The organism is Streptomyces megasporus (assembly GCF_000718985.1).
In the GTDB taxonomy this organism is placed as follows: Bacteria; Actinomycetota; Actinomycetes; order Streptomycetales; family Streptomycetaceae; genus Streptomyces; species Streptomyces megasporus.
Genome location: NZ_JODL01000031.1, coordinates 46,452 through 72,749, shown reverse-complemented (window position 1 = coordinate 72,749; position 26,298 = coordinate 46,452). Strand labels below are relative to the sequence as shown.

The window sequence follows — 26,298 nt, the reverse complement described above, 5'->3', positions numbered from 1 at the left end:
CTCAGCTCACCTCCGGTCGCCGGGGATCGTCCGTGCCGTCGTACGGGGGTTCGGCGTAGGTCGGCACCGGCCCCGGTCCCGGCATCGTTCCGCCACCCGTGGTCACCGGCATCCTGGAGGACGAGTAGTGCTCCCCGCCCGCGCCGTCGGGCCCGTGCCCGGCGGCCTTGGTGCCCGCCTTCGCCATGCGCCCCACGGCGAACCCGGCCAGTGCCGCACCGAAGAGGAAGGCCCCCGGGCGGCGGCGGGCGAACGTCTCCACGCCCTCGAGCAGCCCACCCGCGCCGCGGTCCTCCAAGAGGTCGGCGGCGCGCCGGCCGCCGTCCGCGGCCTGGACGGCCAGATTCCGCACCGGGGAGTCGGAGCGGGCGCTCTCCGCCATGCCCGACAGGTCGTCGGCCCACTGGCGTATGGTGTCGGCCGTCTTCTTGGTCTGCGTCTCGGCTTCCCGGGCGGCGCGCTCCTTCATGTGGCCCGCCATGTCCATCGCCTGGCGGCGGGCCTCGCCCGTCACCGTGCGCGCCTGCTCCTTGGCGCTGCCGGCCACGGTGCCGGCCGCCTCCTTCGCCCGGTCGGTCGTGGCCCGGGTCTCCTGCTTGGCGGCCTGACCCGTCTCCCGGGCAGGGCTGCTGCTCACGTTCGGAGATTCACTCACCGGTGCCTCCTGTTGCTCTGTGGGCTCTACTTTCGAGGCATATATGCGTATTGCCTTACATCGGCCGGAGTACCCGACCTTTGGGCGGGCAATCACTCAACGCATCTTTTGTCCATCCGAGCGGGTCCGGTCGGGCGCACCGCGGAACGGGGAGGGCCCGATCGGAAGGCGGTGCCTTGCGGTCGGGCCCTCGGCGGGACAGGCGGTCCGGCGCCCGCGGGTGCCGGGGCCACCGGGAGTGGCCGTTCAGCGGCGGCGCCGCTTGTCGTCCTTGGTGGTCCCCTCCTCCTCGATGCGCTCCTTGCGCACCTCGCCCTGCACGGTCTCCTCCTCGGTGCGCTCGTCGGTGGTCAGGCGCACCCGCTCCACGGGGCGGACCTCGGTCTCGACCACCGGCTGCTCCTCGTGCAGGGTCACCTCGTGCTCGGCCTCGGTGATCTCCGGGCCTCGCATGGCCTCGTCGACGTTCTCCTCGGTGATGGGCTCGCGCTCGACCCGGACCTCCTCGTGCCGCACGGGCACCGTCTTCTGAACCTCCTCGGTGACCACGTACTTGCGCAGCCTGGCCTTTCCGGTGGGACGACGCTCGACGCCGACGCGCATCTCCTCCTCGGAACGCGTCATCGCGTCGTCGCGGCCCGTCCCGCCCGTCTCGCGGGTGCCCGCGTCGGCCCGGGCCCGGCCGCGCTCCTCCGTGCCGGCCCTGCCGGTGGTCTCCCGGCCGTAGCCACCCCAGTCGATGCCGTAGTGCTGGTACAGCCTCCGCTCCTCCTGTTCGGAGAGGTGGCCGCCCTTGTCGACGTCGACGTGGGGGGCGTCCTTGACCTGGTCCTTGGAGTAGGGCACCTCGATGTGGTCCTCGACCATGGCGGCGTCGTGGATCGGCACGAAGGTCTCGCTCGTGCCGAACAGGCCCGTGCGGACACTGGCCCACTCCGGCTCGCCGGTGACGTCGTCGAGGAAGATGTGCGCGGCCTCTCCGATCTTCTTGCCCTCGGCGTCGTAGACCTGGTGGTCCAGTACCGCGGGTATCTGCTCCCTGGTGATCATGAGGATCTCCTCGTTGACGGTTCCTCCTGGTCCACGCGGCGGGTACCCCCTAAAGAGGGGGAAAACATGACATAAACCAACCAAGCCGGCGAATTTTCCACACGGGGGTGCCGACGCTCCCCGTCCGTGTAGCGCGAGGTGCCGCGGGGTACTCCGCGTCTCGCTCGCGCCCCGGCGGAGAAGGAGGCGCCCCGTGCCGCTGCGCCTGGAGGACTACGCCCTGCTGGGCGACACGCACACCGCCGCGCTGGTGGGCTACGACGGCTCGATCGACTGGCTGTGCCTGCCCCGGTTCGACTCCGACGCGTGCTTCGCGGCCCTCCTCGGCCGCCCCGAACACGGTCGGTGGCTGCTCTCCCCCACCGACCGGGCCCGGCCGCTGTCCCGACGCTACCGGGGCGACAGCCTGGGGCTGGAGACCGAGTACGCCGGCACCGAGGGCCGGGCGCGCGTGATCGACTGCATGCCGGTCGACGGCGGGGGACCCGCGGTGGTGCGCCTGGTCGAGGGGCTGGAGGGGCGCGTACGGATACGGTCCCGGCTGCGCCTGTGCTTCGACTACGGCAAGACCCCGGCATGGCTGCGCCCCGAGGGACGGAGGCTGCGCGCCCACGCCGGGCCGAACGCGGTCGTCGCCGACTCCGACGTGGACTTCACCGTCGACCAGGGCGACTGCACGGCCGACTTCCTCGTGGGCGCGGGCGACCGGGTGGGTTTCCGGCTCGCCTGGAGCGGTCCGCACGGCGCGGAGCCCGCCCCGCCGGACGCGCCGCCGCCGGCCGACAGCGTGGCGGCCACCGAACGGTGGTGGCAGCGGTGGGCCGACCGCTGCGCGTACGTCGGCGAGTACCGGGAGGCGGTCGTCCGCTCCCTGGTCGTCCTCAAGGCCCTGAGCCACTCCCCCAGCGGCGGCATCGTCGCGGCCCCCACCACCTCGCTGCCCGAGTTCCTGGGCGGGGTGCGCAACTGGGACCACCGCTACTGCTGGCTGCGCGACGCCACCTTCACCCTGCTGTCCCTGCTGGACGCCGGGTACGCGCAGGAGGCGGTCGCCTGGCGCGAGTGGCTGCTGCGCGCGCTGGCCGGGGAGCCGGACCGCATGCAGGTCGTGTACGGCGTCGAGGGCGAACGCCTGCTGCCCGAGACGGAACTGGACTGGCTGCCGGGGTACGAGGGCTCCCTCCCGGTGCGCATCGGCAACGCCGCCTCCGGGCAACGGCAGTCGGACGTCCACGGCGAGTTGATGGACGTCCTGCACCATGCCAGGGTCCGGGGCGTGTCGCCGGACCCGGACGCCTGGCGGGTCCAGCGCGCGCTGATGGACTTCCTGGAGTCCCACTGGCGCGATCCCGACAACGGCCTCTGGGAGACGCGCGGCCCCCGGCGGGACTTCACCCACTCCAAGGTCATGGCGTGGGTGGCCGCGGACCGGGCGGTCGAGGCGGTGGAGCGCTTCGGTCTCGACGGCCCCGCCGACCGCTGGCGACGCCTGCGGCGGGAGATCCACCGGGAGGTCTGCGAGCGCGGCTACGACGCCGACCGCGGCACCTTCACCCAGTACTACGGCTCCGCCGAACCGGACGCCTCGCTGCTGCTCATCCCCTCCGTGGGCTTCCTGCCCGCCGACGATCCGCGGATGAGGGGCACCGTGGCCGCCGTCGAGCGGGAACTGCTCCAGGACGGCCTCGTGCTCCGCTACGCGACGGACGGGCGGAGCGAGGCCGTGGACGGTCTGCCCGCCGGCGAGGGCTCCTTCCTGCCCTGCACGTTCTGGCTGGCCGACAACCACATCCTGCGGGGCGACGAGCGGCGGGGCAGGGAGTTGTTCGAGCGCCTGCTGGACCTGCGCAACGACCTCGGTCTGCTCTCGGAGGAGTACGACACCGGGCACGGGCGGCTGGTCGGCAACTTCCCGCAGACCCTCTCCCACATCCCGCTGGTGGCCACCGCGCAGCTCCTGGCCGGCGGAGGCCAGGGACCGGCCCGGCACCGCTCCGCCCGCGGACGGCACGCACCGGCGGACTGACCCCCGTCCGTTCCCCGGGCGCGCGCCTTCCGCGTCACACTGGGGACATGTGCCGCAGCATCAAGACACTCCGCCCGCCCATGATGCCCGAGGCGACCGACGAGGACGTCCGGGCGGCGGCCCTCCAGTACGTCCGCAAGGTCTCGGGCTTCCGCGCCCCCGCCGCCCACAACAGCGCCGCGTTCGACCGGGCCGTCGAGGCGGTGGCCGAGGCGACCCGGCACCTGCTCGACGAATTGGAGGTGCGGGGCCGGACGGGCCGGGCGGACGCCCGGCCCTGAACCACCGGATCGCCCCACTCCGTCGGGCCGGGGGGCGGGACTGTTTCCCGCCGGAAGGGGAACTGTGCCCTCCGCCCCTCTCCCGACAGACCGTCGACCGGCGTTCCGGCCGGACGCGACGCCACGGAGGTACCGATGGAGTTCCTGGTGTTCCTCGGGCGTGTCCTGTTCGCCCTCCTCTTCCTGAGCGCGGCGGTGGGGCACCTCCTGGGCTCCCGGCAGATGGCCGGGTACGCCGCCTTCATGGGCGTACCCGCCTCCCGGGCCGCGACGGTCGTCGGAGGCCTCCTGCTGCTCCTGGGAGGGCTGAGCGTCCTCCTCGGTGTCTGGCCGGACCTCGGCGCCCTGCTGCTGTTCGTCTTCCTGGTGCCCACCGCCTTCCTGATGCACCCCTTCTGGAGAAGGAGCGATCCGCTCACGCGGCAGCAGACGACGACCAGCTTCCTCAAGGACATCTCCCTGGCCGGAGCCGCCCTGATGACGCTGGGGTTCTTCTCCCTCTGCGGCGACGACCTCGGCCTGACCTTCACCGGCCCGCTGTTTTCCGCGGACTGACCCCTCACCGGCCGGCCCCGGCGTCCGTCCCGCGGGGCCCCAGACGGGCGAGCGCGGCCGGCGGCTCGCCCGTGTGCAGCACGCCCAGCCGTCGGGTGGCCCGGGTGAGGGCGACGTACAGATCGTTCGCGCCGCGCGGCGCGCCGGCCACCACCCGTTCCGGTTCCACGACCACGACCGAGTCGAACTCCAGCCCCTTGGCCCGTGCCGCGTCGAGCACCACCACCGAGGCCTCCAGCCGGGCGTCCCGACCGACCCCCGTCCCCGGCACGGCCGCCGCGACGGCGCGGCCCAGTTCCTCCAGTCGGGCACTCGGCACGATCACCGCGAGCCGCCCCTCCCCCACCTCGGCGGCCTCCTCGACCACCAGGGCGGCCAGGGCGACGGGCAGGTCGTCGGGGGCCACGCGCGTCCGCCACGGTCGGGTGCCGGTGGAGCGCACCGCGCGCGGCGGATCGCACGGCGCGCCGGACGCGGCCGACACCTCAGCGGCGATCTCCGCGATCTCGGCCGGAGTGCGGTAGTTGACCTCCAGCCGTTCCAACCTCCAGCGGTCTCCCACGTACGGCGCGAGCACCTCCCGCCAGGACGAGGCGCCCGCCGGGGAGCCGGTCTGGGCGATGTCCCCGACCAGCGTCATCGAACGGTTCGGGCAGCGCCGCATCAGCAGCCGCCAGTCCATCGCGGACAGTTCCTGCGCCTCGTCCACGACGACGTGTCCGAAGGCCCAGGTGCGGTCGGCCGCCGCGCGTTCGGCGGGGGTCCGGTGGTCCGTCTCCTCGTGCCGCTCGGCCAGCCGCCGCGCGTCCAGCAGATCGTGGGCGGCGAGGATCTCCGCCTCCTCCTCGGACTCCGCGTCGGTGGAGCGGGAGCCGTAGGAGACGTCCAGCGCCTCCTGGGCGAGGGCGACCCGGTCCCGGTGTTCGGCCTCGGCTGCCTCGCGGGCCGCCCGGTCGTCCTCCCCCAGCAGTTCGGCGGCCTCGTCCAGCAGCGGGACGTCCGCCGGTGTCCACGGGCTCCCGGGAGCGCGCAGCAGCAGGGCGCGCTCGGCGGGCGTGAGGTCGGGGGCGGCGGAGGCCAACCGCTCGGGCGAGGCGTACAGGTCGGTCAGCAGGCGTCGCGGGGTGAGCGGCGGCCACAACTCGTCGATCGCCGCGCACACCTCGGGGTCTTCGCGCAGTTCCCGGCGGATGCCCTCGATGTCGTCCTCCTCGAAGAGGACGAGGGGTTCCGCCTCCGGTCCGTCGATCGCCTCGACGGGGACGCCGTCGAGCACGGAGGCCGTGACTTGTTCGGCGATCCGTCGGGCGAGGGCGTCGATCACGAGCCCGACGAACACCGGGCGGGCCCGGTTGTGCGGCAGTCCTCCGGCGCGGGCGCGGTCCCGAGCCCGCCGGCAGACGTCCGGTCCGATCCGGACGGTCTCGCGGCCGTGGACGATCTCCAGCCCGTCGTCGGGCGCCCGCTGTCGGTCGCGTACGGCGGCGGCCACCACCTCCGCCATGATCGCGCGCCCCTTGATCTCGGCGGTGCCGGCCGGCTCGGCGCCGTCCGCGACGACTCCGGGGTACAGGTCCGCGACGGTCGTCGGCAGCACGCTGGTCTCGCCGAGGGAGGGCAGCACCTCCCCGACGTACCGCAGGAAGAGCGGGTTGGGACCGACGAGCAGCACCACGCTCCGCTCCAACCGCTCCCGGTGGGTGTAGAGCAGGTAGGCGGCCCGGTGCAGGGCGACGGCGGTCTTACCGGTGCCGGGGCCGCCCTGGACGACCAGCACCCCGGCCCGGGGGGCCCGGATGATCCGGTCCTGTTCGGCCTGGATGGTCTCCACGATGTCGCTCATCCGCCCGGTGCGGTCGGCGTCCAACGCGGCCAACAGGGCGGCCTCGCCCGTCAGACCCTCGGTGTCGGCCGCCGCGTCCGGGGCGAGCAGTTCGTCCTGGACTCCGGTGACCGTCCGCCCACTGGTCCGGATGTGCCGACGCCGCCGGACGCCCTGGGGGGAGATTCCGGTGGCGGTGTAGAAAGGGCGGGCGGCGGGAGCCCGCCAGTCGATCAGAACCGGTTCGTGGTCCGCCTCCTCGTCGAGGATTCCGAGACGCCCCACATAACGGCGTTCACCGTCCTCCAGGTCGAGCCGTCCGAAGCAGAGACCGTTCTCGGCGGCGTCCAGACGGGTGATCCTCTCCCGGAGTCGATTGGCCGTCACATCTCTCTCCAGCAACGCCTGGTGACCGCCCGTGGCCTGCGAAAGAGTCCGCTTCAGCCGATCGGCCTCCCGGTCGCGGAGCGCGTCAAGGAGGTGGTGGAGACGGGTGACACGGCGCTGTTCCTTTTCGATTTCCCGCCTTGACAAAAAGGCCCTCCATTCGCTAAAATGAACTCACAAGAATGCCTTTGAGGTGAATTCTCGGAATCGCAAATCTAGCGAGAATCCACTTCCTTCTTCAAGGCTTTTCCGCCTTTTCCGCCCGCCTCTGGGAGCAGGAGGCGACTCCCGGGCGAGAAGTACGCGGCGAGGCGATCGCCGCGGCGACGAACCGCTCCCCGGGCGCACCGCTCACCCGCTTCGGCGACAAGCGGGGGCCGAGGCCCCGGCTCCGCGAGCGGCGACTCCTCCTCCGCCACGCGGCAGGCGCCCCCGCACGGGACGCCGTGGTCGACGGCGCCCCCGTCCACACATCGCCGCGCGAAGGCGCGGGCGACCGCGTTCGGGCGTACGGCTCCGACTCCCGGCGCCGCGGGATCGAAGACACGGGCGGACACGCCGGAGGGAACGGTCGCCGGATCACACGCTCGATGATTCAATCCCGCTTCCCCCCGAGGGGAGCAGAAGAAATGTGCTAAATCACCCTATCGCCGCTTTCGGCACGCCGAGCGCTCTGTGAAGCTTGAGGCACACACGGTGACCATCCCATCGTCACACAGGAGTACCCATGGTGCTGTCGATCTCCGGTGTCCTGTTGTTCGGAGTGATCGTCTTCCTGTTCTTCCGCAAGGACAACCTCAAGCTCTCCCACGCCATCGTGTGCGCGCTGTTCGGTTTCTACCTCGCGGGATCGGCCATCGCACCCGGTATCCAGGCGGGCGGCGCGACGCTCGCCGACCTCATCGGAGAACTCACCTTCTAGACAGTTCCCAGGACTTCCAGGACCCTCGAGCCCCAGGGCTCCGGACGGCAGGAGATCGGCGTGGCCTGGCGCCCCTTCCCCCGCACACTGACCCCACTGCACGCTTCACCCACCTCCTCTCCCCCCTCCCACCCCGCCCCGCCCACGTGTGCGACCGCCGCTCCCCCGGGTCGCGGGCGGGACCTGTCGCGGACGGCCGCGCACCGCGCCCTCGACGTCCTGCGCCTCGCGGTCCTGGTCGCCCGCGGCCTCGGCCGCGCCGTCACGTCGGTGCGGCGGTGGTGGGAGCGGACCCCCAAGGAGAGGCGGAGACCCGTGCTCCTCGCGGTCGCCGCCTGTCTGCTGACCCTGTGGCTGACGCCCTACGGGACGCTGATCGGCGCGATCGCCCTGGCGGGCGCCCTGGCCTGGCAGGGCCGCGACCGATCCGCCGACGCGGCCGACGGCGAGCCGGGCGAGGCGGAACGCGCGCGGCTGCAGACCCTCTACGAGGCGCTGGTCCCGCACCTCTCCATCGTCGACGACCCCCGCCCGCAGCCGCTGTACGCCCACGACGGCGACTGGCGACGGGCCTTCACCGCCTTCGAGTTCACCGAGGAGGGACGACTGGCCCACCTGCGGCTGCGCTACCCGCCGCACTTCGGCGACGGGGACCCGGAGTCCCGGACACGCCTCCAGCGACTGCTGTGCGCCAAGGCCGGACGGGGGCGGGAGTACCGCTTCGCCTGGGACGAGGAGGCGGGCGAGCTGACCCTGACGGCGCTGCCGCCGCTGCCGACGGACGTCCACGCGCAGCGCTTCGTCACCGCCCCGGGCGAGATCGTGCTGGGGTTCACCGACCCCCACACCGTCCGGCGCACCGTTCCGGTGGCCGAGGACGGCGGCGGGCAGCGGGACCTGCCCCCGGTCGTGTGGCGCACCGGCCCGCGGTCCGCCGAACCCCACCTGCTGGCGCTGGGACGGCCCGGCGCGGGGACCACCACGCTGCTGCGGTCCATCGCCCTCCAGGCGCTCGGGCACGGCGAGGTCCTGATCGTGGACGGCGGCGGCGCGGGCGAGTACGCGTTCCTGGCGGGGCGCGCCGGGGTGTTGGCGGTGGAGCCGACGCTGGCCGGCGCGCTGTCGTCGCTGGAGTGGGTGACGCGGGAGACCGAGCGCAGGCTGCTGGCCTCGAACCGGGCCCGGCAGACCGGCCGGGACGCGCCGGAGGACGTCTGCCGCCCGCTGTGGGTCCTGGTGGATCGACCCTCGACCCTCGGCCATCTGGCGCGCTCCGAGGGCCAGCGCGACCCGCAGGACCTGCTCCAGGTTCCCCTGCGGTACGGGCGCGCGGTGCGGGTGACCGTGGCGATCGCCGACCAGTTCGAGGGCGCGGAGAGCCTGGTCGGCGCCGTGCGGGCCCACACCCGGGCGCGGGCGGTGCTGGGCCCGGCGACCCCGGACCAGGTACGGGCGGTGCTCGGCGAGGCGCCCGCCACCACACCGCCGCCCCGGGTGCCGCCGGGGCGCGGCTACGCCCGGCTCGGCACGGGCCCGGTGCACCGCCTCCAGGTGCCCGCCACCCCGAACCCGTACGACGAGGAGGCGACCGAGCCGCAGCGACGGGCGGTCCTGGACCTGCTGACGGAACCGATGGCCGGGGCGGGCCGCCGGGCGGGACGGTGACGGTCCCCGGCCCTCTCCGACGGCCCGCCCCGGCCGGCGACGTCCGCCGGCCCCCGGGCGACGGTCAGGCGACGACGGAGCGCGGGGCGTCGGCCCCCACGCTCCGTCCCTCGGCCACCAGGCGCGCGGCGGTGGCCAGCCGGACGGCGGCCTCCTCGGCGACCGGGCCGGAGACCGTGAACGGCAACCGCACATAGCCCTCGAAGGCGCCGTCCACGCCGAACCGCGTCCCGGAGGGGACGCGGACGCCCAGCCGCTCCCCCGCCTCGGCGATCCGCGAACCGGACAGGCCACCGGTGCGCACCCACAGGGTGAGGCCGCCGTGCGGGACGGTGAACTCCCAGTCGGGCAGGTGCCGTCGGAGCGCCGAGACGAGGGAGTCGCGGTTCTCCCGGACCCTCTCCCGGCGGACGGCGACGGCCCGGTCCCAGCCGCTTCCCCGCTCGCCGTCCCCGCCGTCCTCGGCCAGCAGTCGGGCGACGGCGAGCTGTTCCATCACGGGGCTGCCGAGGTCGGCCCAGGCACGGGCGGCCACCAGGCGGCGGATGGTCTCCGGGGCGGCGCGGACCCAGCCGATGCGCAGCCCGGTCCAGATGGACTTGCTGGCCGACCCGACGGTGACGACGGTCGACCCGCCGGGGTCGAACGCCGCGACCGAGCGGGGCGCCCGGCCGTCGGGCGGGGGGTCCAGGTCGAGGCCGGACATGGTCTCGTCCGCCACGAGGACGGTCCCCGCGGCGCGGGCGGCGGCGACCAGTTCGCGACGCCGCTCCTCGTCCTCCAACGCGCCGGTGGGGTTGTGGTAGTCGGTGATGACGTAGGCCATCCGGGGTGCGGCGTCGCGCAGCACCCGGCGCCAGGCGGCCAGGTCCCAGCCGGACAGCCCCTCGCCCATCGCCACGGGCACCAGCCGGGCCCCCGCCTCGCGCAACAGTTGCAGGATGTTGGCGTACGAGGGGTGTTCGACGGCGATCCGCTCTCCGCGCGGGGCGAACAGGCCGCGGATGGCGGCCACCGCGCCCATCGCCCCCGCGGTGACCATGATCTGCTCGGGCATGGTGGGGACGCCGCGGGCGGTGTAGCGGTCGGCGAGGGCCTGGCGCAGAGCGGGCAGCCCCGCCGGGTAGTCGCCGTGGGTGTGGACGTAGAGCGGCAGGTCCGCCAGCGCGCCCTGGAAGGCGCGGGTGACCCACGGCTCGGGAGCGGGGAGGGCGGCCAGCCCCAGGTCGATCATGGTTCCGGCGGCCTCGGGCGGCAGGGGCTCCAGCCCTCCCGTGGGGAGGGGGTTCCCGGCGGGCAGGGCCGTCCAGCTTCCCGCGCCGCGCCGCGAGGAGAGGAACCCGTCGGCGCGGAGCGCCTCGTAGGCCGCGGCGACGGTGGTGCGGCTGACGCCGAGGGCCGCGGCCAGTTCGCGTTCGGCGGGCAGGCGGGTGGCGACGGGGACGCGCCCTTCCAGGACCAGCAGGCGCACGCCGTCGGCGAGTGCCCGGTAGGCCGGTACGCGCCGCGTCCCGCCCCCTTCGGCACCGGGCGCGGCGGCGCGCTGGGAGGCCAGGAGACGGGCGAGCTGCTGCGCTCCGACCGTCGAAGTCCACTGCGCCATCTGTCGAGTCCACCTTCTGGGAATTGGCCATGGTCACGAACCACTTACAGGCCACAGAGTGACACGCGCCGGTCCACTGCGCCAGAAAGGAAGGATCGTTGTTCGTTCTCAGAGGGTTTTTCGGGGGTTCTTCCGACCGCCTCGTCCGCCGCCTGCTCCAGCTCTACGTCGGGCTGGCGCTCTACGGGGCGAGCGCGGCGCTGATGGTGCGGGCCGGTCTCGGGCTCGACCCGTGGGGCGTCTTCCACCAGGGCGTGGCGGAGCGCGCCGGGCTGACGATCGGCACCGTGACGATCGCCGCGGGAGCGGCGGTGCTGCTGTTGTGGATACCCCTGCGCCAACGGCTCGGCCTGGGCACCGTCTCCAACGTGGTCGTGATCGGTCTCGTCATGGACGCCACGCTGGCCCTGCTGCCGGAGCCACGCGCGATGGCGGTGCGGGTGCCGATGCTGGTCGGCGCGATCGTGCTCAACGGGGTGGCGACCGGCCTGTACATCTCGGCGCGCTTCGGTCCGGGGCCGCGCGACGGGCTGATGACCGGCCTGCACCGGGTCACCGGTCGGTCGGTCCGGTTGGTGCGGACGGGCATCGAGGTGGCGGTGCTGGTCACCGGCTTCCTGCTGGGCGGCACGGTGGGCGTGGGGACGGTGGCCTACGCGCTGGCGATCGGGCCGCTGTCCCAGGTCTTCCTGCGGGTGTTCGCCGTCCCCGCTCCCGGCGGGGACTCCCTCGTCGCCGCCGGCTCCGACGCGCGGGGTCGCACCCGGGAGCACCCCGAGGAGCACAGCGACGGGCGCGCCATACTGCCCTCGTGACAGCTCCCGCCACGCCCCCGCGCCCCGCCCACCCCTTCTTCGACCACCCCGCCCCCCTGGCCTTCGCCCACCGGGGCGGCGCCGCCGCGGGCCTGGAGAACACCCACGCCGCCTTCGCCCGGGCCGTCGAACTGGGCTACCGCTATCTGGAAACCGACGTGCACGTCACGGCGGACGGGCGGCTGGTCGCCTTCCACGACGCCACGCTGGACCGGGTGACGGACGGCAGCGGCCCGATCGCCTCCCTGTCCTGGGCGGAGGTGAGCCGGGTGCGGGTGGGCGGCAGCGAGCCGGTGCCGCTCTTCGCCGACCTGCTGCGCGCCTTCCCCGGCGCCCGGTGGAACATCGACGTCAAGGCGGACGCCGCCCTGCCCCCGCTGCTGGAGGTCCTGGACGCCGCCGACGCCTGGGACCGGGTGTGCGTGGGCGCCTTCTCCGAGGCGCGGGTGGCCAGGGCCCGCGCCCTGGCGGGCCGGCGTCTGGCCACCTCGCTGGGCACGCGCGGCGTGCTGGGCCTGCGGCTGCGCTCGTACCGCCTGCCGGGTTCGGTGAGCCGCTCCGCGCTGTGCGCCCAGGTTCCCGTGCGGCACGGCGGGGTGCGGGTGGTGGACCGGGCGTTCGTGCGGCACGCCCACGCCAGGGGTCTGCAGGTGCACGTGTGGACGGTCAACGATCCGGCGCGGATGCGGGCACTGCTGGATCTGGGCGTGGATGGCATCATGACCGATCACATCGAGACACTGCGCACGGTGCTGGCCGAGCGGGGGGCCTGGAGCGGATAGGTCGGCGGTCCGGCCGCCCGCGACACCGGGGCCTTCCCTCCGCGCGTCCCCGCCGGCGTACGGACGCGAGGGGGCGTGGGGTGGACACCGAGACCGTGACGGGCACGGACGGCGACCCGGGGGGCGGCTCCGGGGCCGCCGCGGAGGCGGCGGCACGGCGGCGCGAGCAGCGCGGCTGGTACTTCTACGACTGGGCCAACTCCGTCTTCTCCACCAGCGTGCTCACCGTCTTCCTCGGGCCCTATCTGACCGAGGTCGCCGAGGCCGCCGCGGACGCCGCCGGATACGTCCACCCGCTGGGCCTCCCGGTGCGGGCCGGGTCGTACTTCGCCTACGTCGTCTCCCTGTCGGTGCTGCTGTCGGTGCTGGTGATGCCGCTGGTGGCGGCGGTCGCGGACCGGTCGGGCCGCAAGCGGCCCCTGCTGGGCGCGTTCGCCTACCTGGGGGCGACGGCCACCATGGGGATGTTCTTCCTGGACGGCGACCGCTACCTGCTGGGCGGGGCGCTGCTGGTGGTGGCGAACGTCTCCTTCGCCACGGCCTCGGTGATCTACAACTCGTTCCTGCCGCAGATCGCCACCCCCGAGGAGCGGGACGCGGTCTCCTCCCGCGGCTGGGCCTTCGGCTACGCGGCCGGGGCGCTGGTGCTGGTGGCCAACCTCGCGCTGTTCCTCGGGCACGAGTCGCTGGGGGTCACCGAGGGCACGGCGGTGCGGATCTGTCTGGCGTCGGCCGGACTGTGGTGGGCGATCTTCACGATCGTCCCGCTGCGGCGGCTGCGCGACCGGCCGGGCTCGGCGGGGGACGCGGCGGGCGGCGCGCGGGCCTCCCTCGGCGGCGGTTGGCGACAGCTCGCCGGCACGCTGCGCGAGCTGCGGCGGTACCCGCTGACCCTGCTGTTCCTGCTGGCCTACCTGCTCTACAACGACGGCGTGCAGACGGTGATCACCCAGGCGTCGGTGTTCGGCTCCAGGGAGCTGGGGATGGACCAGACCACGCTGATCGGCGCGATCCTGCTGGTGCAGGTCCTGGCCGTGGTGGGGGCGCTGCTGCTGGGCCGGCTGGCCGTCCGTTACGGGGCCAAGCGCACGATCCTGGGCTCGCTGGTGGCCTGGACGGCGACGGTGGGAGCCGGGTACGTGCTGCCCGCCGGGGCGCCGGTGTGGTTCTTCGTGCTGGCCGCCGCGATCGGGATGGTGCTGGGCGGCACCCAGGCGCTGTCGCGGTCGCTGTTCGCGCAACTGGTGCCGCCCGGCAAGGAGGCGGAGTACTTCTCGCTCTACGAGGTCAGCGACCGCGGGACGAGCTGGCTGGGACCGCTGGTGTTCGGCCTGACCTACCAGCTCACCGGGAGCTACCGGGACGCGATCATCTCCCTGGTGATCTTCTTCGTCCTGGGTTTCGTCCTGCTGACGCGGGTACCGGTGGGACGAGCGATGGCGGCGGTGCGCGCCGCGGAGCCGGATCGGATTTAGGCCATCGGGCAAAGGGCGGGTAGTGTACGCCTTCGGCTCGTTGGATGGACCGTTACTGCGTGTCAAAGATAGGCGAACGTTACGTCGCGTCCCTGGCCGGATGTGACAAAGCGGGCAGCGACGGGTACCGCATATCCGACGAGGCGGCGGCACGACGGGCGACGCATCTCCCAGATCGGGAATCTTCACCGCCGACCGGACGTTGACCGGATGACGACGACAGCGACACCTGTCCTGTGGGCGACAAGCCCGGGAGGCACGATTCATGAGTGAGCGAGCTCTTCGCGGCACGCGACTCGTGGTGACCAGCTACGAGACCGACCGCGGTATCGACCTGGCGCCACGCCAGGCCGTGGAGTACGCATGCCAGAACGGCCATCGGTTCGAGATGCCGTTCTCGGTCGAGGCCGAGATTCCGCCGGAGTGGGAGTGCAAGGTCTGCGGCTCCCAGGCGCTTCTGGTGAACGGCGAGGGGCCTGAGGAGAAGAAGAGCAAGCCCGCGCGCACGCACTGGGACATGCTCATGGAGCGGCGCACCCGCGAGGAGCTGGAGGAGGTACTGGCCGAGAGGCTGGCGGTCCTGCGCTCCGGCACGATGAACATCGCCGTGCACCCGCGGGACAGCAAGCGCAAGTCCGCCTGACGGCGGCCCACGCCGTGCCACGGCGCACGAGAGACGTACGCGAGGGCCCGGCCACCCACGGGGTGGCCGGGCCCTCGCACGTGCCCGCCGGGCGGCGGGCTACCTCACGCTTCCCTCGCCCTCCTCGCGGACGGTCCCCTCGCGCAGGACCTCGCCCTGGACGACCTTGCCGTCGGGACGGTGGATGCGCAGTTGCTCCTCCGCCGTGCGGGCCTGCCGGAACGCGTCGCCGAGGGAGCCGGGCGCGAAGCCCGCGCGGCGGGCGAGCCGGCGCTCGACGCCCCGGCGCAGCACCGCCGCGGTCGGCGGGAACAGGCAGAGCAGGCCGACGGCGTCGGAGATCAGGCCGGGCACCATCAGCAGCAGCCCGCCGAGCATGGCGAACCCGTGCCCGCCGCGCCGTCCGGCCTCCGCGGCCTCGCGGGCCGAGGGGTCGGCACCCGGCTGGAGGCTCTCCACCGTCTCGACCAGGCCGCGCCAGGCGCGCCGTCCCGCGCGCTTGACGGCCGCGGCGCCCAGCACCACCCCCGCGGCGAGGACGGCCAGGACGACCAGTCCGTTCGTGGCGTCCGCCAGCAGCGTCAGCAGCCAGATCTCCAGCACCGCGAAGGCGGCGACGCCCAGGGGGAGGAGTTTCCGGCCGCGCGGGCGTCGGGGCCCCTCGCCGGGCCGGGCGTGCGGTTCGCTCCGGGGGCGCTGCCGCGGAGGCTCGTACGGGTACGGTACGCCGGTCGTCATGTCATCCAGTGTGCCTGCTGCGTCCGAGGACCTGATCCACCCGGGAGCGCACGCCCCAGGCCGTGACCCGCCACAGGGCCTCGGCGACGATGTCGCGGCTCATCTTGCTGTCGCCGCGCTCGCGCTCGACGAAGGTGATGGGCACCTCCACCACCTGGAACCCGGCCCGCACGGCGCGGTGGGCGAGGTCGACCTGGAAGCAGTATCCCTGGGAGGCCACGTCGTCCATGCCCAGTCCCAGCAGGGTCTCCTTGCGGAAGGCCCGGTAGCCGCCGGTGACGTCGCGGATGGGCACCCCCAACAGCAGTCGGGAGTAGGTGCTGCCGCCGCGGGAGAGGATCTCCCGGTGCCGGGGCCAGTTGACCACGCGCCCGCCCGGCACCCAGCGCGAGCCGAGCACCAGGTCGGCGCCCTTGAGCGCGGTGAGCAGCCGCGGCAGCTCCTCGGGCTGGTGGGAGCCGTCGGCGTCCATCTCGACCAGGACGTCGTAGCCGTTGTCGATGCCCCAGCGGAAGCCGGCCAGGTAGGCGGCGCCGAGCCCCTCCTTGCCCTTGCGGTGCAGGACCCGGACCCGTTCGTCGGCGGCGGCGAGTTCGTCGGCGACCTTCCCCGTCCCGTCGGGGCTGTTGTCGTCGGCGACGAGGACGTGGGCCTCGGGGACGGTCTCGCGGACTCTGGTGACGACCCGGCGGATGTTGTCGACCTCGTTGTAGGTCGGGATGATCACCAGGATGCTGCCGAGCGGGCCCTTACGGCGCTGTCGGGCGTCGTTCACTGTCGCTGCCTCTTCCCCTCTGTCCCGTTCTGCCTGCCCCCCGACGGCCGAGGACGTACGCCGCGGCGCAGGACAGGACGCCCACGATAGCGAGCACCCACTCCGGCGCGGAGCCGATTCGGTCGGAGAGGGTGATCTCGTCGCGCAAGGGGAGGTCTGCGACGAGCACGTCCCGGGTGAATTCCTCCGTCCGCTGCTCTATCGCGCCGTCGGGAGCCACGATCGCGCTGATGCCGCTGGTGGCGGCGGTGACGACGGCCCGCCCGTGCTCCACGGCCCTCAGCCGGGACATGGCGAGCTGCTGCTCGGGCTGGCCGGTGCGGCCGTAGGTGGCGTTGTTGGTCTGGACGACCAGGGCACGGGCGCCGTCGTTGACGGTGTCGCGCACGATCTCGTCGTAGGCCACCTCGAAGCAGATGACGTCGCCGAGCCGCGCCGGGCCCACGTCCAGCACTCCGGTGCGCTCCCCGGGCCAGAAGTCGCGCGGGACGCGCTCGAGGCGGGTGATCACCTTGCTGAGCTGCTCGCGGTAGGGCACGTACTCGCCGAAGGGCACCGGGTGCTGCTTGGTGTAGGAGGCGCCGGGGCCGGTCCCGGGGTCCCAGACGATGCCCTGGTTCTCGACGTACCCCTCGTGGGTCGGGTGGTCGACGAGGGCGCCGACGAGGATCGGGACGCCCACGGCCTTCGCGGCCCGGTCGATGGCCGCGTACGCCTCGGGGTACCGGTGGGGGTCCAGGTCGGAGGCGTTCTCCGGCCAGATCACCAGCTCGGGCCGCTCCACCCGGCCCTCCGCCACGTCCTCGGCCAATTCCAGGGTGGCGCGGACGTGGTTGTCGAGGATCAGCATGGGGCGGCCGAGGAAGTCCATGCCGGGCCGCTGGACGTTGCCCTGGACGACGGCGATGCGGACGGTGTCGGCGGCCTCGGTGGGGACCGGCACGGCGTACCCGGAGGCGGTGACGGCGGCGGCGAGGCCGACGGCCCCCGCGGCCGGGAGCGCGGCGCGCACCGGTCCGGGGCCGTCCGCGCGGTCACGGCGTCCGCGCGACCGCCACACGGCCACGGCCGCCGCGGCGAGCAGGCCGCCGGTCAGCGCGGCGGCGAAGGTGACCAGGGGGGCGCCGCCCAGGGCCGCCAGTGGGGTCAGGGGCGAGGCGGTGTTGGCGAAGGCCAGCCGCCCCCAGGGGAAGCCGCCGAAGGGGATGCGGTCACGGGCCCACTCCTGGGCGACCCACAGGCAGGCCCCCCACAGCGGCCACAGGGGCAGCCGCGAGACGAGGGCCAGACCGGCGCCCATCGGCACGAAGAACAGCGCCTCCACCAGGGCCAGGCCGAACACCGCGTCCCAGCCGACGACGTTGAGCCACTTGAGCAGCACGAGGAAGAACGGCAGCCCCATGGCGAGGCCGAGCCAGGCCCCCTGCCGCGCGGTCCGTCCCCGGGTGAGGAGGGCGAGCGCGGCGACGGCGACGATCGACAGCGGCCACAGGTCGTAGGGCGGGAAGGCGACGGCCAGGGCGACGCCGCTCGCGACGGCCGCCGCCGTGCGGTACGCCTCACGGCGCGCCAGGCGGGCCAACCGGGCCAGGGGGCGGCGACCGGAACGGCCGGTGGAGGCCGTGTCGGGCGCGGTCTCAGGTGCGGTGTCGGGCGCGGTGTCGGGCGCGTCCGCCCGGCGGCGCGGCGGTTCGTCCGTCCGTCCGGCGGCCGGACCCTTGGTCTCGGCTTCGGCGGTGGTGTCGGGGCCCGATGGCACGGTCGCGGCCTTCCTTGCAGGTCGTGCGGTGACGAGCCCGACCGTACAACGCCGGGGGGCCATGGTGGGCCGGGGGTGGGGCGCGCTCACGCGGTGGAAGACGGCGGGGGACCGTCCGGCGGGACGGCGGGGGCCGGGGGTCCGGCGGATCGTCGCGGGATCGGGGCCCGGTGCCCTTCGGGCCGGCCTGGGGTCCGCCGGCTGCGGATCGGCCCAGAGCCGTTGTCTACTGAGCGTCCGGGCCCCTTCCCGGGTCGCACCTGCCGACCGGTCCGGACCCTTCCGTCCCCGAGCCGCGGGCGCTGGACCTGGTTCCCGGCCGTACGCCGGTGGGACGCACCGCCCATGGCCCAGCTCGTTCGACGACTGCGCGCGGAGGGTCCCCGGTCGAACGTCCTGTGGTGGACTCGGCAGAACCTACCGGCCGACGGCCGCCGCCTGTCAACACCCTCCCCACCTGCGGTTTTTCACAAAAACAGCAGGTCAGAGAGGAGAGCGAAGCCGGGCGGCGACCGGAGAAGGGAACATCGATCGGAGGTACCCGCCGGCCGGGACGTCACTCGTTCGAGTGCGTGTACACCGTCCGTCCGGCGACCACCGTCCGCAGACAGACGGGCAGGTCGCGGCCGGGGGTGAGGTCGGGCAGGCCCGGGGTGCCGGAGCGCGGGTCGGTGGACCAGGCGGCGATCCGGTCGTCGGGCACCTGCACCACCAGATCGCCGACGCGCCAGATCGCGTAGTCGGCCGGGGCGCCGGGGACGAGGACGCCGGCGTCGTCGCGGCCGATCGCCCGCCAGCCGCCGCGGGTGTGGGCGGTGAAGGCGGCGCGGACGGAGATCCGGTGCTCGGGGGTGCGGTGGAAGGCCGCGGCCCGCAGGGTGCCCCAGGGGTCGAGCGGGGTGACGGGGCTGTCGGACCCGAACGCGAGGGGGATGCCGACGCGCAGCATGGCCGCGTACGGGTTGAGGGTGCGGGCGCGCTCGGGACCGAGGCGACGGGCGTACATGCCGTCCTCGCCGCCCCAGGCGGCGTCGAAGGCGGGCTGCACGGACGCGGTGAGGGCGTACTCGGCGAAGGCGGCGATGGTGGCCTGGTCGAGCATCTCGGCGTGCTCGACGCGGTGCCGGGCGGCCCGCACCCGGTCCAGGCCGACTCGTTCGGCGGCGGCCCGCACCCCGTCGGTGACGGCGGTCAGGGCGGCGTCGCCGATGGCGTGGAATCCGGCCTGGACGCCGGCCTCGGTGCAGGCGACGACGTGGGCGGCGACGGCGTCGGCGTCGAGGTGGGCGACGCCGCGGTGGTCGGCGTCGGCGTAGGGCTCGTGGAGGTGGGCGGTGTGGGAGCCCAGGGAGCCGTCGACGAAGAGGTCCCCCGCGGCGCCGAGAGCGCCCAACTCCCGCACCCGCTCCGCGGCCTTGGCGGAGGTGACGTGTTCGGCCCAGTAGCCGAGGACGCGGGGGCCGGGCTCCTCGGCGGCCAGGCGCAGCAGACCGGTGAGGTCGTCCTCGCCGGAGATCTCGGGGCCCGCGCACTCGTGGAGGGTGCCGATGCCGCGGGAGACGGCGTGACGCAGGGCGGCACGCTGGGCCTCGGCGCGCTGGGCCGGGGTGACGGAGTCGTGGGCGACGGCCCGCACCGCGTGGTGGGCGTCCCCGGCCAGGGGGGCGTCGGGCCTGTGGCCGGGCAGGTCGGCGATGCCGGGGACGAGGTCGAGCAGGGCGGTGGTGACCAGCGCGGAGTGGACGTCGACACGGCTGAGGTAGAGCGGACGGCCGCCGGTGGCCTCGTCGAGTTCGGCGCGGGAGGGCGGCCGCTGCTCGGGCCAGGCGCCGGCGTCCCAGCCGTGTCCGAGCAGGATCCGGTCGCCGGGGCGGGCCTCGGCGTGGGCCCGGACGCGGGCCAGGGCGTCGGCCAGGGAGCGGGCGCCGGTCAGGTCGAGGCCGGTGAGCGCCAGACCGGTCGCGGTGGTGTGGACGTGGGCGTCGGTGAAGGCGGGCGTGACGAGCGCGCCGTCGAGGTGGATCACCTCGTCGACGCCGTCGGCGAAGGAGTCCGCGGCGCCTTCCGAGCCGATCCAGGCGATGCTGTCGCCGTCGACGACCATGGCGGTGGCGAAGGGGTCGGCGGGGCTGTGGATCTCACCGCCGCGCAGCAGGACGGTGCGGGGCCGGTCGAGGGGGGCCGTGGTGTCGCTCATGACCGCCAGTCTCCCCCGTCCCGACCGCGCGGGACGGTCCGGGGGTGGTCGAGCCGCCCCGGATTCCTCCCCCCGGATTCCTCACATCCGGGGCGGCCGGGCCTCGTAGGGGGTGGAGAGCACCACGGTGGTGCGGGTGGAGACCCCGGCGATCGAGCGGATGCGGGCCAGCAGGTGCTCCAGCTCTATGGGCGAGGCGACCCGGACCTTGAGGATGTAGTTCTCGTCGCCCGCGACGCTGTGGCACGCCTCGATCTCGGGGACCTCCGCGAGCCGGTCGGCGATGTCGTCCGGCGCGCTGGGGTCGAAGGGTTTGACCGAGATGAACGCGGTCATCGGCAGTCCGACGGCCTCGGGGTCGATGACGGCCGTGTACCCGCGGATGACACCGCGCTGCTCCAGGCGCCGGACGCGCTGGTGCACCGCCGAGGTGGACAGGCCGGTGGCCTTGCCCAGGTCGGTGTAGCTCATCCGCCCGTCCTTGACGAGCAACTCCACGATGCGACGATCCAGCTCCTCCACGACAGGCAACCTACTGCGCCGGGCGCGTCGGGGCACACCGGGCGTGCCGGCCGCACTCCTCCGGCGCGCTTGTGTGACGAACGACACACAAGCGCCCCCGTGTACGCCAAGGCGCGACGGTTACGGGCCGGTCACGGAGGGAAATGCTTGCTGTGGCCGGGGCTTCCAGGGATACGGACGCCTCCGGCGGCCCGTCCGAGGGGGATTGCATGCGCACTGTGAAGACACTCCACGCCGGTCGTTCGGACATCGAACTCCACGAGGAGGGCGACGAGGAGTACGAGGCGTACGAGACTTACGAGATCTTCCGGGTGGTCTGCCCGGACTGCTCGCAGCCGATAGCGCTGCTCGCCGACGAGGAGACGCTTCCCGAACACGCGTTGTGCCCGACTCCGTGGAATCCCTTCGGATTGACGGTCTGTCACGGGTCGGGGCGCTCCGTGGACGACGCCCGGCCCGAGGGCTCCGCGCACGAGACGCGGGAACGGGACGCCGCGACGCTGCTGACGCTGCCCGAGGGGCTGGACTGGCGGACGCAGCCGTTCTCCCACGCCGGCGGCCCGGGCACGCACCCGATGCGCGTTCCGCACGGGCGGCACGCCCGCCACTGACCCGGCCGCGGGCGGGCCCCCGGGGGGCTCGTCCGCTCTCACCGATTCCCCGCACCGCCTCTCCCGCGCCACCGCGCCGGCGGTCTCCGCGTGGCCGGCGTCCGGCACGCCGTCACCGAGCAGGTGGACAAGCGGAGTCGGGCCGGCCCGACTCGCGAGCCCGACGCGCGGGAAGGCGGCCCGCGACGCCCCGGCGGACGGGGGTTCGCCACGGACCGCCGCCCCCGGTCAGCGGCTCTCGGGGCCCACGAGGTGACGCGCGATCACCATGCGTTGGATCTGGTTGGTGCCCTCGACGATCTGCAGGACCTTGGCCTCCCGCATCAGACGCTCGACCGGGTAGTCGCGGGTGTAGCCGTACCCGCCCAGGAGCTGCACCGCGTCGGTGGTGATCCGCATCGCGGCGTCCGTGCAGAACAGCTTGGCCATGGCCGCCTGACGGGCGAACGGCTCCCCGGCGTCCCGCAACCGGGCCGCGGCCAGGTACAGGGAGCGTCCGGCCTCGATCCGGGTGGCCATGTCGGCGATCATGAACCGTACGCCCTGGAAGTCGGAGACGGGGCGGCCGAACTGCTCGCGTCCGGCCGTGTAGGCCAGCGCCTCGTCCAGGGCGGCCTGGGCGATCCCGATCGCGCAGGCGGCGATGCCCAGCCGGCCGGAGTCGAGCGCGTCCAGGGCTATCGCGAAGCCCTGGCCCTCCTCGCCGATCCGCCGGTTGTCGGGGACGCGGACCCCGTCGAAGTGGACCTGGGCGGTCGGCGAGCCGTTCATGCCCATCTTGCGCTCGGGCGCGGCGGCGCTCAGCCCCTCGGCGTCCCCGGGGACGAGGAACGCGGTGATCCCCCGAGGGCCCTCGCCGCCGGTGCGGGCCAGCACGGTGTAGAAGTCCGCGACGCCGCCGTGGGTGATCCACGCCTTGGTGCCGTCGATCACCCAGTCGTCCCCGTCCCGCACCGCGCGGGTGCGCAGCGAGGCCGCGTCGGAGCCGGACGCCGGCTCCGAGAGGCAGTACGCGCCCAGCAGTCCCCCGGTGAGCATGGCCGGGAGGTGCTCGGCGCGCTGCTCCTTGGTCCCGTGGCGGGCCAGGGCGTGACAGGCGAGGGTGTGGACGCTGACGCCGAGACCGACCGTGAGCCGAGCCGCGGCGAGCTCCTCCAGGACCTGGAGGTACACCTCGTAGGGCTGGTTCCCGCCGCCGAACTCCTCCTCGTAGGGGAGGGAGAGCAGCCCGGACTCCGACAGGAGGGCGAAGGTCTCCCGGGGGAAGCGTCCGGCGTCCTCGTCCTCGGCGGTGGTGGGCCTGATCTCGCGTCCGGCCAGCTCGCGGACCAGGGTGAGGAGGTCGCGGGCCTCCTCGGTGGGCAGTCGACGTTCCACCGGCTGGGGACCGTACTCGGTCATCGCGACGCTCTCCTCCCTGTCGGGCGCTGCGGCGACGGGCGCTCGGGGTGTGGCGGCGCCGCCGGGTGTGAGTGCCCCACCGGTGGGCCCCCTCGGGTCGCGAGAGTTCCTGACCAGCGGTTGTGGCGATTGGAGTATGCCCGATCATCGGCACGGCGTCACGACGAGAGGAAGGCCCACGCCCGGACGGCCGGACGGGCGAGTCGCGGGTGGCCGCGGATGGCGGCGGGTGGTCGCGGGCGACCGTCCGCGGCTGTCGGCGATTGTCGGTGGCCGCCGGCACACTCACGGCATGCGGGATGATCGGGGTCGGTCGGTGCGCTGGGCGGTGGCGGTGACCGCCGAGGGCACGGCCCGGCTGTGCCCGTTGGACGGACGGGGGCACGCGGCCGGGCCGGTGGTGACCGAGCCGGACGTGGCACGGGCCGTGGCGGCGCGGCCGGAGGTGACGCGCTGGGTGTGGCGGTCGACGGCCGAGGTGTATCCGCGGCTGCTGGACGCCGGGGTGCGGGTGGAGCGCTGCCACGACGTCGAGGCGGCCGAGGCGCTGCTGCTGGGGTACCGGGGGCGGTGGGGCGAACCGCGGTCGCTGGCCGCGGCGTGGGCGCGGCTGCACGGGCGGCCGGTGCCGAAGGACCCGCCGCTGCCCTCGGCCGATCGGCAGCCCTCGCTGTTCGCGCCGGGCCCGGCGCCGCTGCCGTCGGGGACGGACCCGCTCCGGGCACTGCTGGAGGTGTACGCCGATCAGGTGAGGCGCACGGAGGCGACCGAGCATCCGGAGCGGATGCGGATGCTGTTGGCCGCCGAGTCGGCGGGGACGCTGGTGGCGGCGGAGATGGGCCGCGCGGGGGTGCCCTGGCGGGCCGACGTGCACCAGAGGCTGCTGGACGAGCTGCTCGGCGAGCGCTATCCGGGCGGCGGTGAGCCCCGACGCCTGGTGGAGTTGGCCGAGGAGGTCTCGCGTGCCTTCGGGCCGGGGGTGCGGGTGCGTCCGGAGGTGCCCGCGGACGTCGTCAGGGCGTTCGCCGGGGCCGGGATCCGGCTGTCGTCCGCCCGGGCGTGGGAGCTGCGCGGGATCGACCATCCGGCCGTGGCCCCGTTGCTGCGCCACAAGACGCTCCACCGACTCCACACCGCGCACGGCTGGTCCTGGCTGCGCACCTGGGTGCGCGACGGCCGTTTCCACCCCGAGTACGTGCCCGGCGGCACCGTCTCGGGGCGCTGGACCACCAACGGCGGGGGCGCGCTGCAGATCCCGAAGGTGGTGCGGCGGGCGGTGGTGGCCGATCCGGGGTGGCGGCTGGTGGTCGCCGACGCCGCCCAGATGGAGCCCAGGGTGCTGGCCGCGATCTCCCGCGACCGGGGTCTGATGGACGTGGCCGGCAGCGACCGGGACTTGTACTCGACGCTGTCGGACCGGGCCTTCGGCGGCGACCGGGACCGCGCCAAACTCGCGCTGCTGGGCGCGGTGTACGGGCAGACCTCGGGCGACGGCCTGCGGCACCTGGCGGATCTGCGGCGCCGCTTCCCGGCGGCGGTGGCGTACGTGGACGAGGCGGCGCGGGCCGGCGAGGAGGGCCGCCTGGTGCGCACCTGGCTGGGGCGCACCTGCCCGCCCGCGGCCGCGTCGGGGCGGGACGGCGACGACGCGGCGGACGGCGGGTCCGTGCCGGAGGAAGAGGGTGGGAACGGCGGCGCGTCCGGGGCCCGCGCCCGCGCCCGAGGTCGTTTCACCCGCAACTTCGTGGTGCAGGGCAGCGGGGCGGACTGGATGTTGCTGGTGCTGGCGGCGCTGCGTCGGTCCCTGGCCGGCCTCCGGGCGGAACTGGTGTTCTTCCAGCACGACGAGGTGATCGTGCACTGCCCCGCCGAGGAGGCGGAGGCGGTGGTCCGGGCGGTCCGCGCGGCGGGCGACCTCGCGGGGCGCACCGCCTTCGGCGAGACGCCGGTGCGCTTCCCGTTCACCACGGCCGTGGTGGAGTGCTACGCGGACGCGAAGTGAGGCGAGCGCTCAGCCCCGCTCCGGGGCGAGGAACGCGCGCAGCGCGCCGGCGAGTTGTTCGGGGGCCTCCTCGGCCATGTGGTGGCCGCTGTCGATCGTGCCGCAGACGACGTCGTCCGCCCAGGCGCGCCAGATGCCGGGGATGTCCGGGTAGAGGTCGCCCAGGTCGTCCTTCTCGGACCACAGCACCAGCGTCGGGCAGGTGATGCGGCGCCCCGCGGCCCGGTCGGCCTCGTCGTGGTACCGGTCCACGGACAGACCGGCCCGGTAGTCCTCCAGCATGGCGCGGACGGTGGCAGGGTCGTGGATGGCCCGCTGGTAGTCCTCCCACGCCTCGGCGCCCATCGTCTCCTTCGAGCCGCCGTACCAGGCGGCGGGGTCGGCGAGGATCGCGCGCTCGGGCATGTCGGGGACGGCGAAGAAGAACCAGTGGTACCAGGCGCGGGCGAACCGTTCGTCGCAGCGGGCCAGGTGCTCGCCGATGGGGACGCAGTCGCCGACCGCGCAGCGGCCCCCGGCCCCGGGCGCGTCCAGGGCGAGCCGGTAGGCGACGTAGGAGCCGCGGTCGTGGCCGAAGACGGCGAACCGGTCGTGCCCCAGGTGCCGCATCAGGGCCGGACAGTCGCGCGCCATGGCGCGTTTGGAGTACGGCGCGTGGTCGTCGGTGGTGGGCGGCGTGGAGGACCGCCCGTAGCCGCGCAGGTCGGGGCAGACGACGGTGTGGTCGTCCGCGAGCAGGGGCGCGACGCGGTGCCAGGTGGCGTGGGTGCGCGGATGGCCGTGGAGCAGCAGGACGGGCGGTCCCGAGCCGCCGTGGCGTACGCGCAGGGTCGCCTCTTCGGTGTCGATGTGTTCCAGCGTGAAACCGTCGAACACGTCCGCTCCTCGGGCCGGTTGGCCCCCGCGTTCCCCGGGAGCGGGCGGCCAACCCGCTCACGGCACGGTCGTGCGCCTCACTCCGACAGGAGGTTCAGCCAACTGTCGGTGAGGATCTGGAGCAGGGTGTCGCGGTCGACCTGCCAGCGGCCCTGGCGCCAGTGCCCGCCCGCCTGGTGCAGTTGGGCGAAGGCCAGGACCGCGCGGGTGTGCCGGGTCTTCGGGTCGAAGCGGTCCGCCTCCTCCAGGCCCTGCTCGATGTCGGCGATGACCTCCTCGAACCAGTCCTCGACCAGGCCGCGCAGGTCCGGGTCGACCGTGGACGCCTCGATGGCGACGTTCATGTACGGCCGGATGTCGTCCCACTGCTCGGAGCGTTCACGCAGCCAGTTCCGGATCGACTCGCGTGTGCCCTCCCGGACGGCGGCGACAAGCTGACTCGCGGTGGAACCGTGGCGGGACGAGGCGCTGCGCCCGAGAATCTCGTTGAGCTCCCCGATGAGGGCGCGCACGAGGTCGCTGCGGGAGGGGAAGTAGGCGTAGAAGGTGACACGTGTGGTCTTGGCGGCGGCGGCGATGTCGTTGATCGTCGTCGCGGCGTAGCCCTTGGTCTGGAACAGGTCCATCGCCGCCGAGAGAAGGATTTTCCGGGTCATCTCCTTCTGCGCCGCCCGCAGGCCCGCCACGTCCATCGCCTCCCTGGCCTTGCCGGCATGTGCGCCACATGGAGCTCTCC

The 26,298-nt window shown here is 74.1% G+C and carries 23 protein-coding genes; 11 read left to right on the top strand and 12 right to left on the bottom strand.

The features are described 5' to 3' along the window. Position 1: 1 nt before the first annotated feature. On the bottom strand, positions 2–637 hold the full coding sequence (locus IF47_RS0122915; protein ID WP_051718119.1) for an ATP synthase subunit B family protein: 636 nt from the start codon (positions 635–637) through the stop codon (positions 2–4). A gap of 264 nt (positions 638–901) precedes the next feature. Further along, positions 902–1,705 carry a DUF2382 domain-containing protein gene (locus tag IF47_RS0122910; protein WP_031510845.1) on the bottom strand — a complete coding sequence of 268 codons (804 nt, stop codon included), beginning with the start codon at positions 1,703–1,705 and terminating at the stop codon, positions 902–904. A gap of 193 nt (positions 1,706–1,898) precedes the next feature. Between IF47_RS0122910 and IF47_RS0122905 the strand changes: the two genes are divergently transcribed. The 3 genes from IF47_RS0122905 to IF47_RS0122895 all read left to right on the top strand — a co-directional run bounded on the left by IF47_RS0122905 (position 1,899) and on the right by IF47_RS0122895 (position 4,567). Next, positions 1,899–3,731, top strand: coding sequence for a glycoside hydrolase family 15 protein (locus IF47_RS0122905; RefSeq protein ID WP_031510844.1), 1,833 nt, complete (start codon positions 1,899–1,901; stop codon positions 3,729–3,731). A gap of 47 nt (positions 3,732–3,778) precedes the next feature. Beyond that, positions 3,779–4,012, top strand: coding sequence for a DUF2277 domain-containing protein (locus IF47_RS0122900; RefSeq protein ID WP_031510843.1), 234 nt, complete (start codon positions 3,779–3,781; stop codon positions 4,010–4,012). 135 nt (positions 4,013–4,147) lie between these two features. After that, entirely contained in the window at positions 4,148–4,567 is a 420-nt protein-coding gene (locus IF47_RS0122895; RefSeq protein ID WP_031510841.1) for a DoxX family membrane protein, read from the top strand. A gap of 4 nt (positions 4,568–4,571) precedes the next feature. Here the strand turns inward: IF47_RS0122895 and IF47_RS0122890 are convergent, their stop codons facing one another. After that, positions 4,572–6,908, bottom strand: a complete 2,337-nt coding sequence (locus tag IF47_RS0122890) for a HelD family protein (RefSeq protein ID WP_211257253.1) — start codon at positions 6,906–6,908, stop codon at positions 4,572–4,574. Positions 6,909–7,503: 595 nt separating this feature from the next. On the opposite strand from IF47_RS0122890, the gene IF47_RS0122885 reads away from it, so the two are divergent. Together IF47_RS0122885 and IF47_RS0122880 are read left to right on the top strand one after the other, a co-directional pair. Continuing rightward, positions 7,504–7,698, top strand: coding sequence for a hypothetical protein (locus tag IF47_RS0122885; protein WP_031510839.1), 195 nt, complete (start codon positions 7,504–7,506; stop codon positions 7,696–7,698). 60 nt (positions 7,699–7,758) lie between these two features. Beyond that, positions 7,759–9,363 (top strand): hypothetical protein, encoded by a 1,605-nt coding sequence (locus tag IF47_RS0122880; protein WP_211257252.1) that lies wholly within the window; start codon positions 7,759–7,761, stop codon positions 9,361–9,363. Positions 9,364–9,427: 64 nt separating this feature from the next. Here IF47_RS0122880 and IF47_RS0122875 read toward each other — a convergent pair whose 3' ends face one another. Next, positions 9,428–10,966, bottom strand: a complete 1,539-nt coding sequence (locus IF47_RS0122875; RefSeq protein WP_031510836.1) for an SCO1417 family PLP biosynthesis transcription factor — start codon at positions 10,964–10,966, stop codon at positions 9,428–9,430. 98 nt (positions 10,967–11,064) lie between these two features. Between IF47_RS0122875 and yczE the strand changes: the two genes are divergently transcribed. The 4 genes from yczE to IF47_RS0122855 all read left to right on the top strand — a co-directional run bounded on the left by yczE (position 11,065) and on the right by IF47_RS0122855 (position 14,681). After that, a complete protein-coding gene (gene yczE, locus IF47_RS0122870; RefSeq protein WP_245641201.1) occupies positions 11,065–11,781 on the top strand; it encodes a membrane protein YczE in 717 nt (238 codons plus the stop codon). Beyond that, complete coding sequence (locus IF47_RS0122865; RefSeq protein WP_031510834.1) at positions 11,778–12,563, top strand: glycerophosphodiester phosphodiesterase family protein; 786 nt, start codon at positions 11,778–11,780, stop codon at positions 12,561–12,563. Before yczE ends, IF47_RS0122865 begins: the two co-directional genes overlap by 4 nt. 80 nt (positions 12,564–12,643) lie before the next feature. Next, the gene (locus tag IF47_RS0122860) at positions 12,644–14,038 is read left to right on the top strand and encodes an MFS transporter (protein ID WP_425423636.1); all 1,395 of its coding nucleotides are present in this window, start codon (positions 12,644–12,646) and stop codon (positions 14,036–14,038) included. 265 nt (positions 14,039–14,303) lie between these two features. After that, positions 14,304–14,681 (top strand): RNA polymerase-binding protein RbpA, encoded by a 378-nt coding sequence (locus IF47_RS0122855; protein ID WP_031510831.1) that lies wholly within the window; start codon positions 14,304–14,306, stop codon positions 14,679–14,681. A 99-nt stretch (positions 14,682–14,780) separates the two neighbouring features. Here IF47_RS0122855 and fxsA read toward each other — a convergent pair whose 3' ends face one another. From fxsA to IF47_RS0122830, 5 genes are all read right to left on the bottom strand, one after another. Continuing rightward, positions 14,781–15,419, bottom strand: a complete 639-nt coding sequence (gene fxsA / locus IF47_RS0122850) for an FxsA family membrane protein (protein WP_031510830.1) — start codon at positions 15,417–15,419, stop codon at positions 14,781–14,783. 1 nt (position 15,420) lies between these two features. After that, complete coding sequence (locus tag IF47_RS0122845; RefSeq protein WP_031510829.1) at positions 15,421–16,194, bottom strand: polyprenol monophosphomannose synthase; 774 nt, start codon at positions 16,192–16,194, stop codon at positions 15,421–15,423. Further along, positions 16,169–17,953, bottom strand: coding sequence for an apolipoprotein N-acyltransferase (lnt, locus tag IF47_RS0122840; RefSeq protein ID WP_051718118.1), 1,785 nt, complete (start codon positions 17,951–17,953; stop codon positions 16,169–16,171). The genes IF47_RS0122845 and lnt overlap by 26 nt, the downstream gene beginning before the upstream one ends. Before the next feature lie 556 nt (positions 17,954–18,509). Continuing rightward, positions 18,510–20,150: an amidohydrolase gene (locus tag IF47_RS0122835; protein WP_031510827.1), complete on the bottom strand. Its 1,641-nt coding sequence runs from the start codon at positions 20,148–20,150 to the stop codon at positions 18,510–18,512. An 81-nt stretch (positions 20,151–20,231) separates the two neighbouring features. Next, positions 20,232–20,672: an Lrp/AsnC family transcriptional regulator gene (locus IF47_RS0122830; RefSeq protein ID WP_031510826.1), complete on the bottom strand. Its 441-nt coding sequence runs from the start codon at positions 20,670–20,672 to the stop codon at positions 20,232–20,234. Between the two features lie 209 nt (positions 20,673–20,881). On the opposite strand from IF47_RS0122830, the gene IF47_RS0122825 reads away from it, so the two are divergent. Further along, the gene (locus tag IF47_RS0122825) at positions 20,882–21,283 is read left to right on the top strand and encodes a hypothetical protein (protein ID WP_031510824.1); all 402 of its coding nucleotides are present in this window, start codon (positions 20,882–20,884) and stop codon (positions 21,281–21,283) included. A gap of 228 nt (positions 21,284–21,511) precedes the next feature. On the opposite strand, the gene IF47_RS0122820 is transcribed toward IF47_RS0122825, so the two are convergent. After that, on the bottom strand, positions 21,512–22,684 hold the full coding sequence (locus tag IF47_RS0122820; RefSeq protein WP_031510822.1) for an acyl-CoA dehydrogenase family protein: 1,173 nt from the start codon (positions 22,682–22,684) through the stop codon (positions 21,512–21,514). Between the two features lie 292 nt (positions 22,685–22,976). Here IF47_RS0122820 and IF47_RS0122815 point away from each other — a divergent pair, with 292 nt between their 5' ends. Then, on the top strand, positions 22,977–24,686 hold the full coding sequence (locus IF47_RS0122815) for a bifunctional 3'-5' exonuclease/DNA polymerase (RefSeq protein WP_078592049.1): 1,710 nt from the start codon (positions 22,977–22,979) through the stop codon (positions 24,684–24,686). A 9-nt stretch (positions 24,687–24,695) separates the two neighbouring features. Here the strand turns inward: IF47_RS0122815 and IF47_RS0122810 are convergent, their stop codons facing one another. Beyond that, complete coding sequence (locus tag IF47_RS0122810; protein ID WP_031510820.1) at positions 24,696–25,562, bottom strand: alpha/beta fold hydrolase; 867 nt, start codon at positions 25,560–25,562, stop codon at positions 24,696–24,698. Positions 25,563–25,639: 77 nt separating this feature from the next. Then, the gene (locus IF47_RS0122805) at positions 25,640–26,254 is read right to left on the bottom strand and encodes a TetR/AcrR family transcriptional regulator (protein ID WP_245641200.1); all 615 of its coding nucleotides are present in this window, start codon (positions 26,252–26,254) and stop codon (positions 25,640–25,642) included. Positions 26,255–26,298: the final 44 nt, after the last annotated feature.

Excerpts from the sequence above, each read along its gene's own strand:
- IF47_RS0122825 (WP_031510824.1), top strand. The coding sequence starts at position 20,882 with ATGCGCACTGTGAAGACACTCCACGCCGGTCGTTCGGACATCGAACTC.
- IF47_RS0122805 (WP_245641200.1), bottom strand. The coding sequence starts at position 26,254 with ATGGACGTGGCGGGCCTGCGGGCGGCGCAGAAGGAGATGACCCGGAAA.
- IF47_RS0122910 (WP_031510845.1), bottom strand. The coding sequence starts at position 1,705 with ATGATCACCAGGGAGCAGATACCCGCGGTACTGGACCACCAGGTCTAC.
- IF47_RS0122885 (WP_031510839.1), top strand. The coding sequence starts at position 7,504 with ATGGTGCTGTCGATCTCCGGTGTCCTGTTGTTCGGAGTGATCGTCTTC.
- IF47_RS0122820 (WP_031510822.1), bottom strand. The coding sequence starts at position 22,684 with ATGACCGAGTACGGTCCCCAGCCGGTGGAACGTCGACTGCCCACCGAG.
- IF47_RS0122835 (WP_031510827.1), bottom strand. The coding sequence starts at position 20,150 with ATGAGCGACACCACGGCCCCCCTCGACCGGCCCCGCACCGTCCTGCTG.
- fxsA (WP_031510830.1), bottom strand. The coding sequence starts at position 15,419 with ATGACGACCGGCGTACCGTACCCGTACGAGCCTCCGCGGCAGCGCCCC.
- IF47_RS0122855 (WP_031510831.1), top strand. The coding sequence starts at position 14,304 with ATGAGTGAGCGAGCTCTTCGCGGCACGCGACTCGTGGTGACCAGCTAC.
- IF47_RS0122875 (WP_031510836.1), bottom strand. The coding sequence starts at position 10,966 with ATGGCGCAGTGGACTTCGACGGTCGGAGCGCAGCAGCTCGCCCGTCTC.
- IF47_RS0122895 (WP_031510841.1), top strand. The coding sequence starts at position 4,148 with ATGGAGTTCCTGGTGTTCCTCGGGCGTGTCCTGTTCGCCCTCCTCTTC.
- IF47_RS0122815 (WP_078592049.1), top strand. The coding sequence starts at position 22,977 with ATGCGGGATGATCGGGGTCGGTCGGTGCGCTGGGCGGTGGCGGTGACC.
- IF47_RS0122900 (WP_031510843.1), top strand. The coding sequence starts at position 3,779 with ATGTGCCGCAGCATCAAGACACTCCGCCCGCCCATGATGCCCGAGGCG.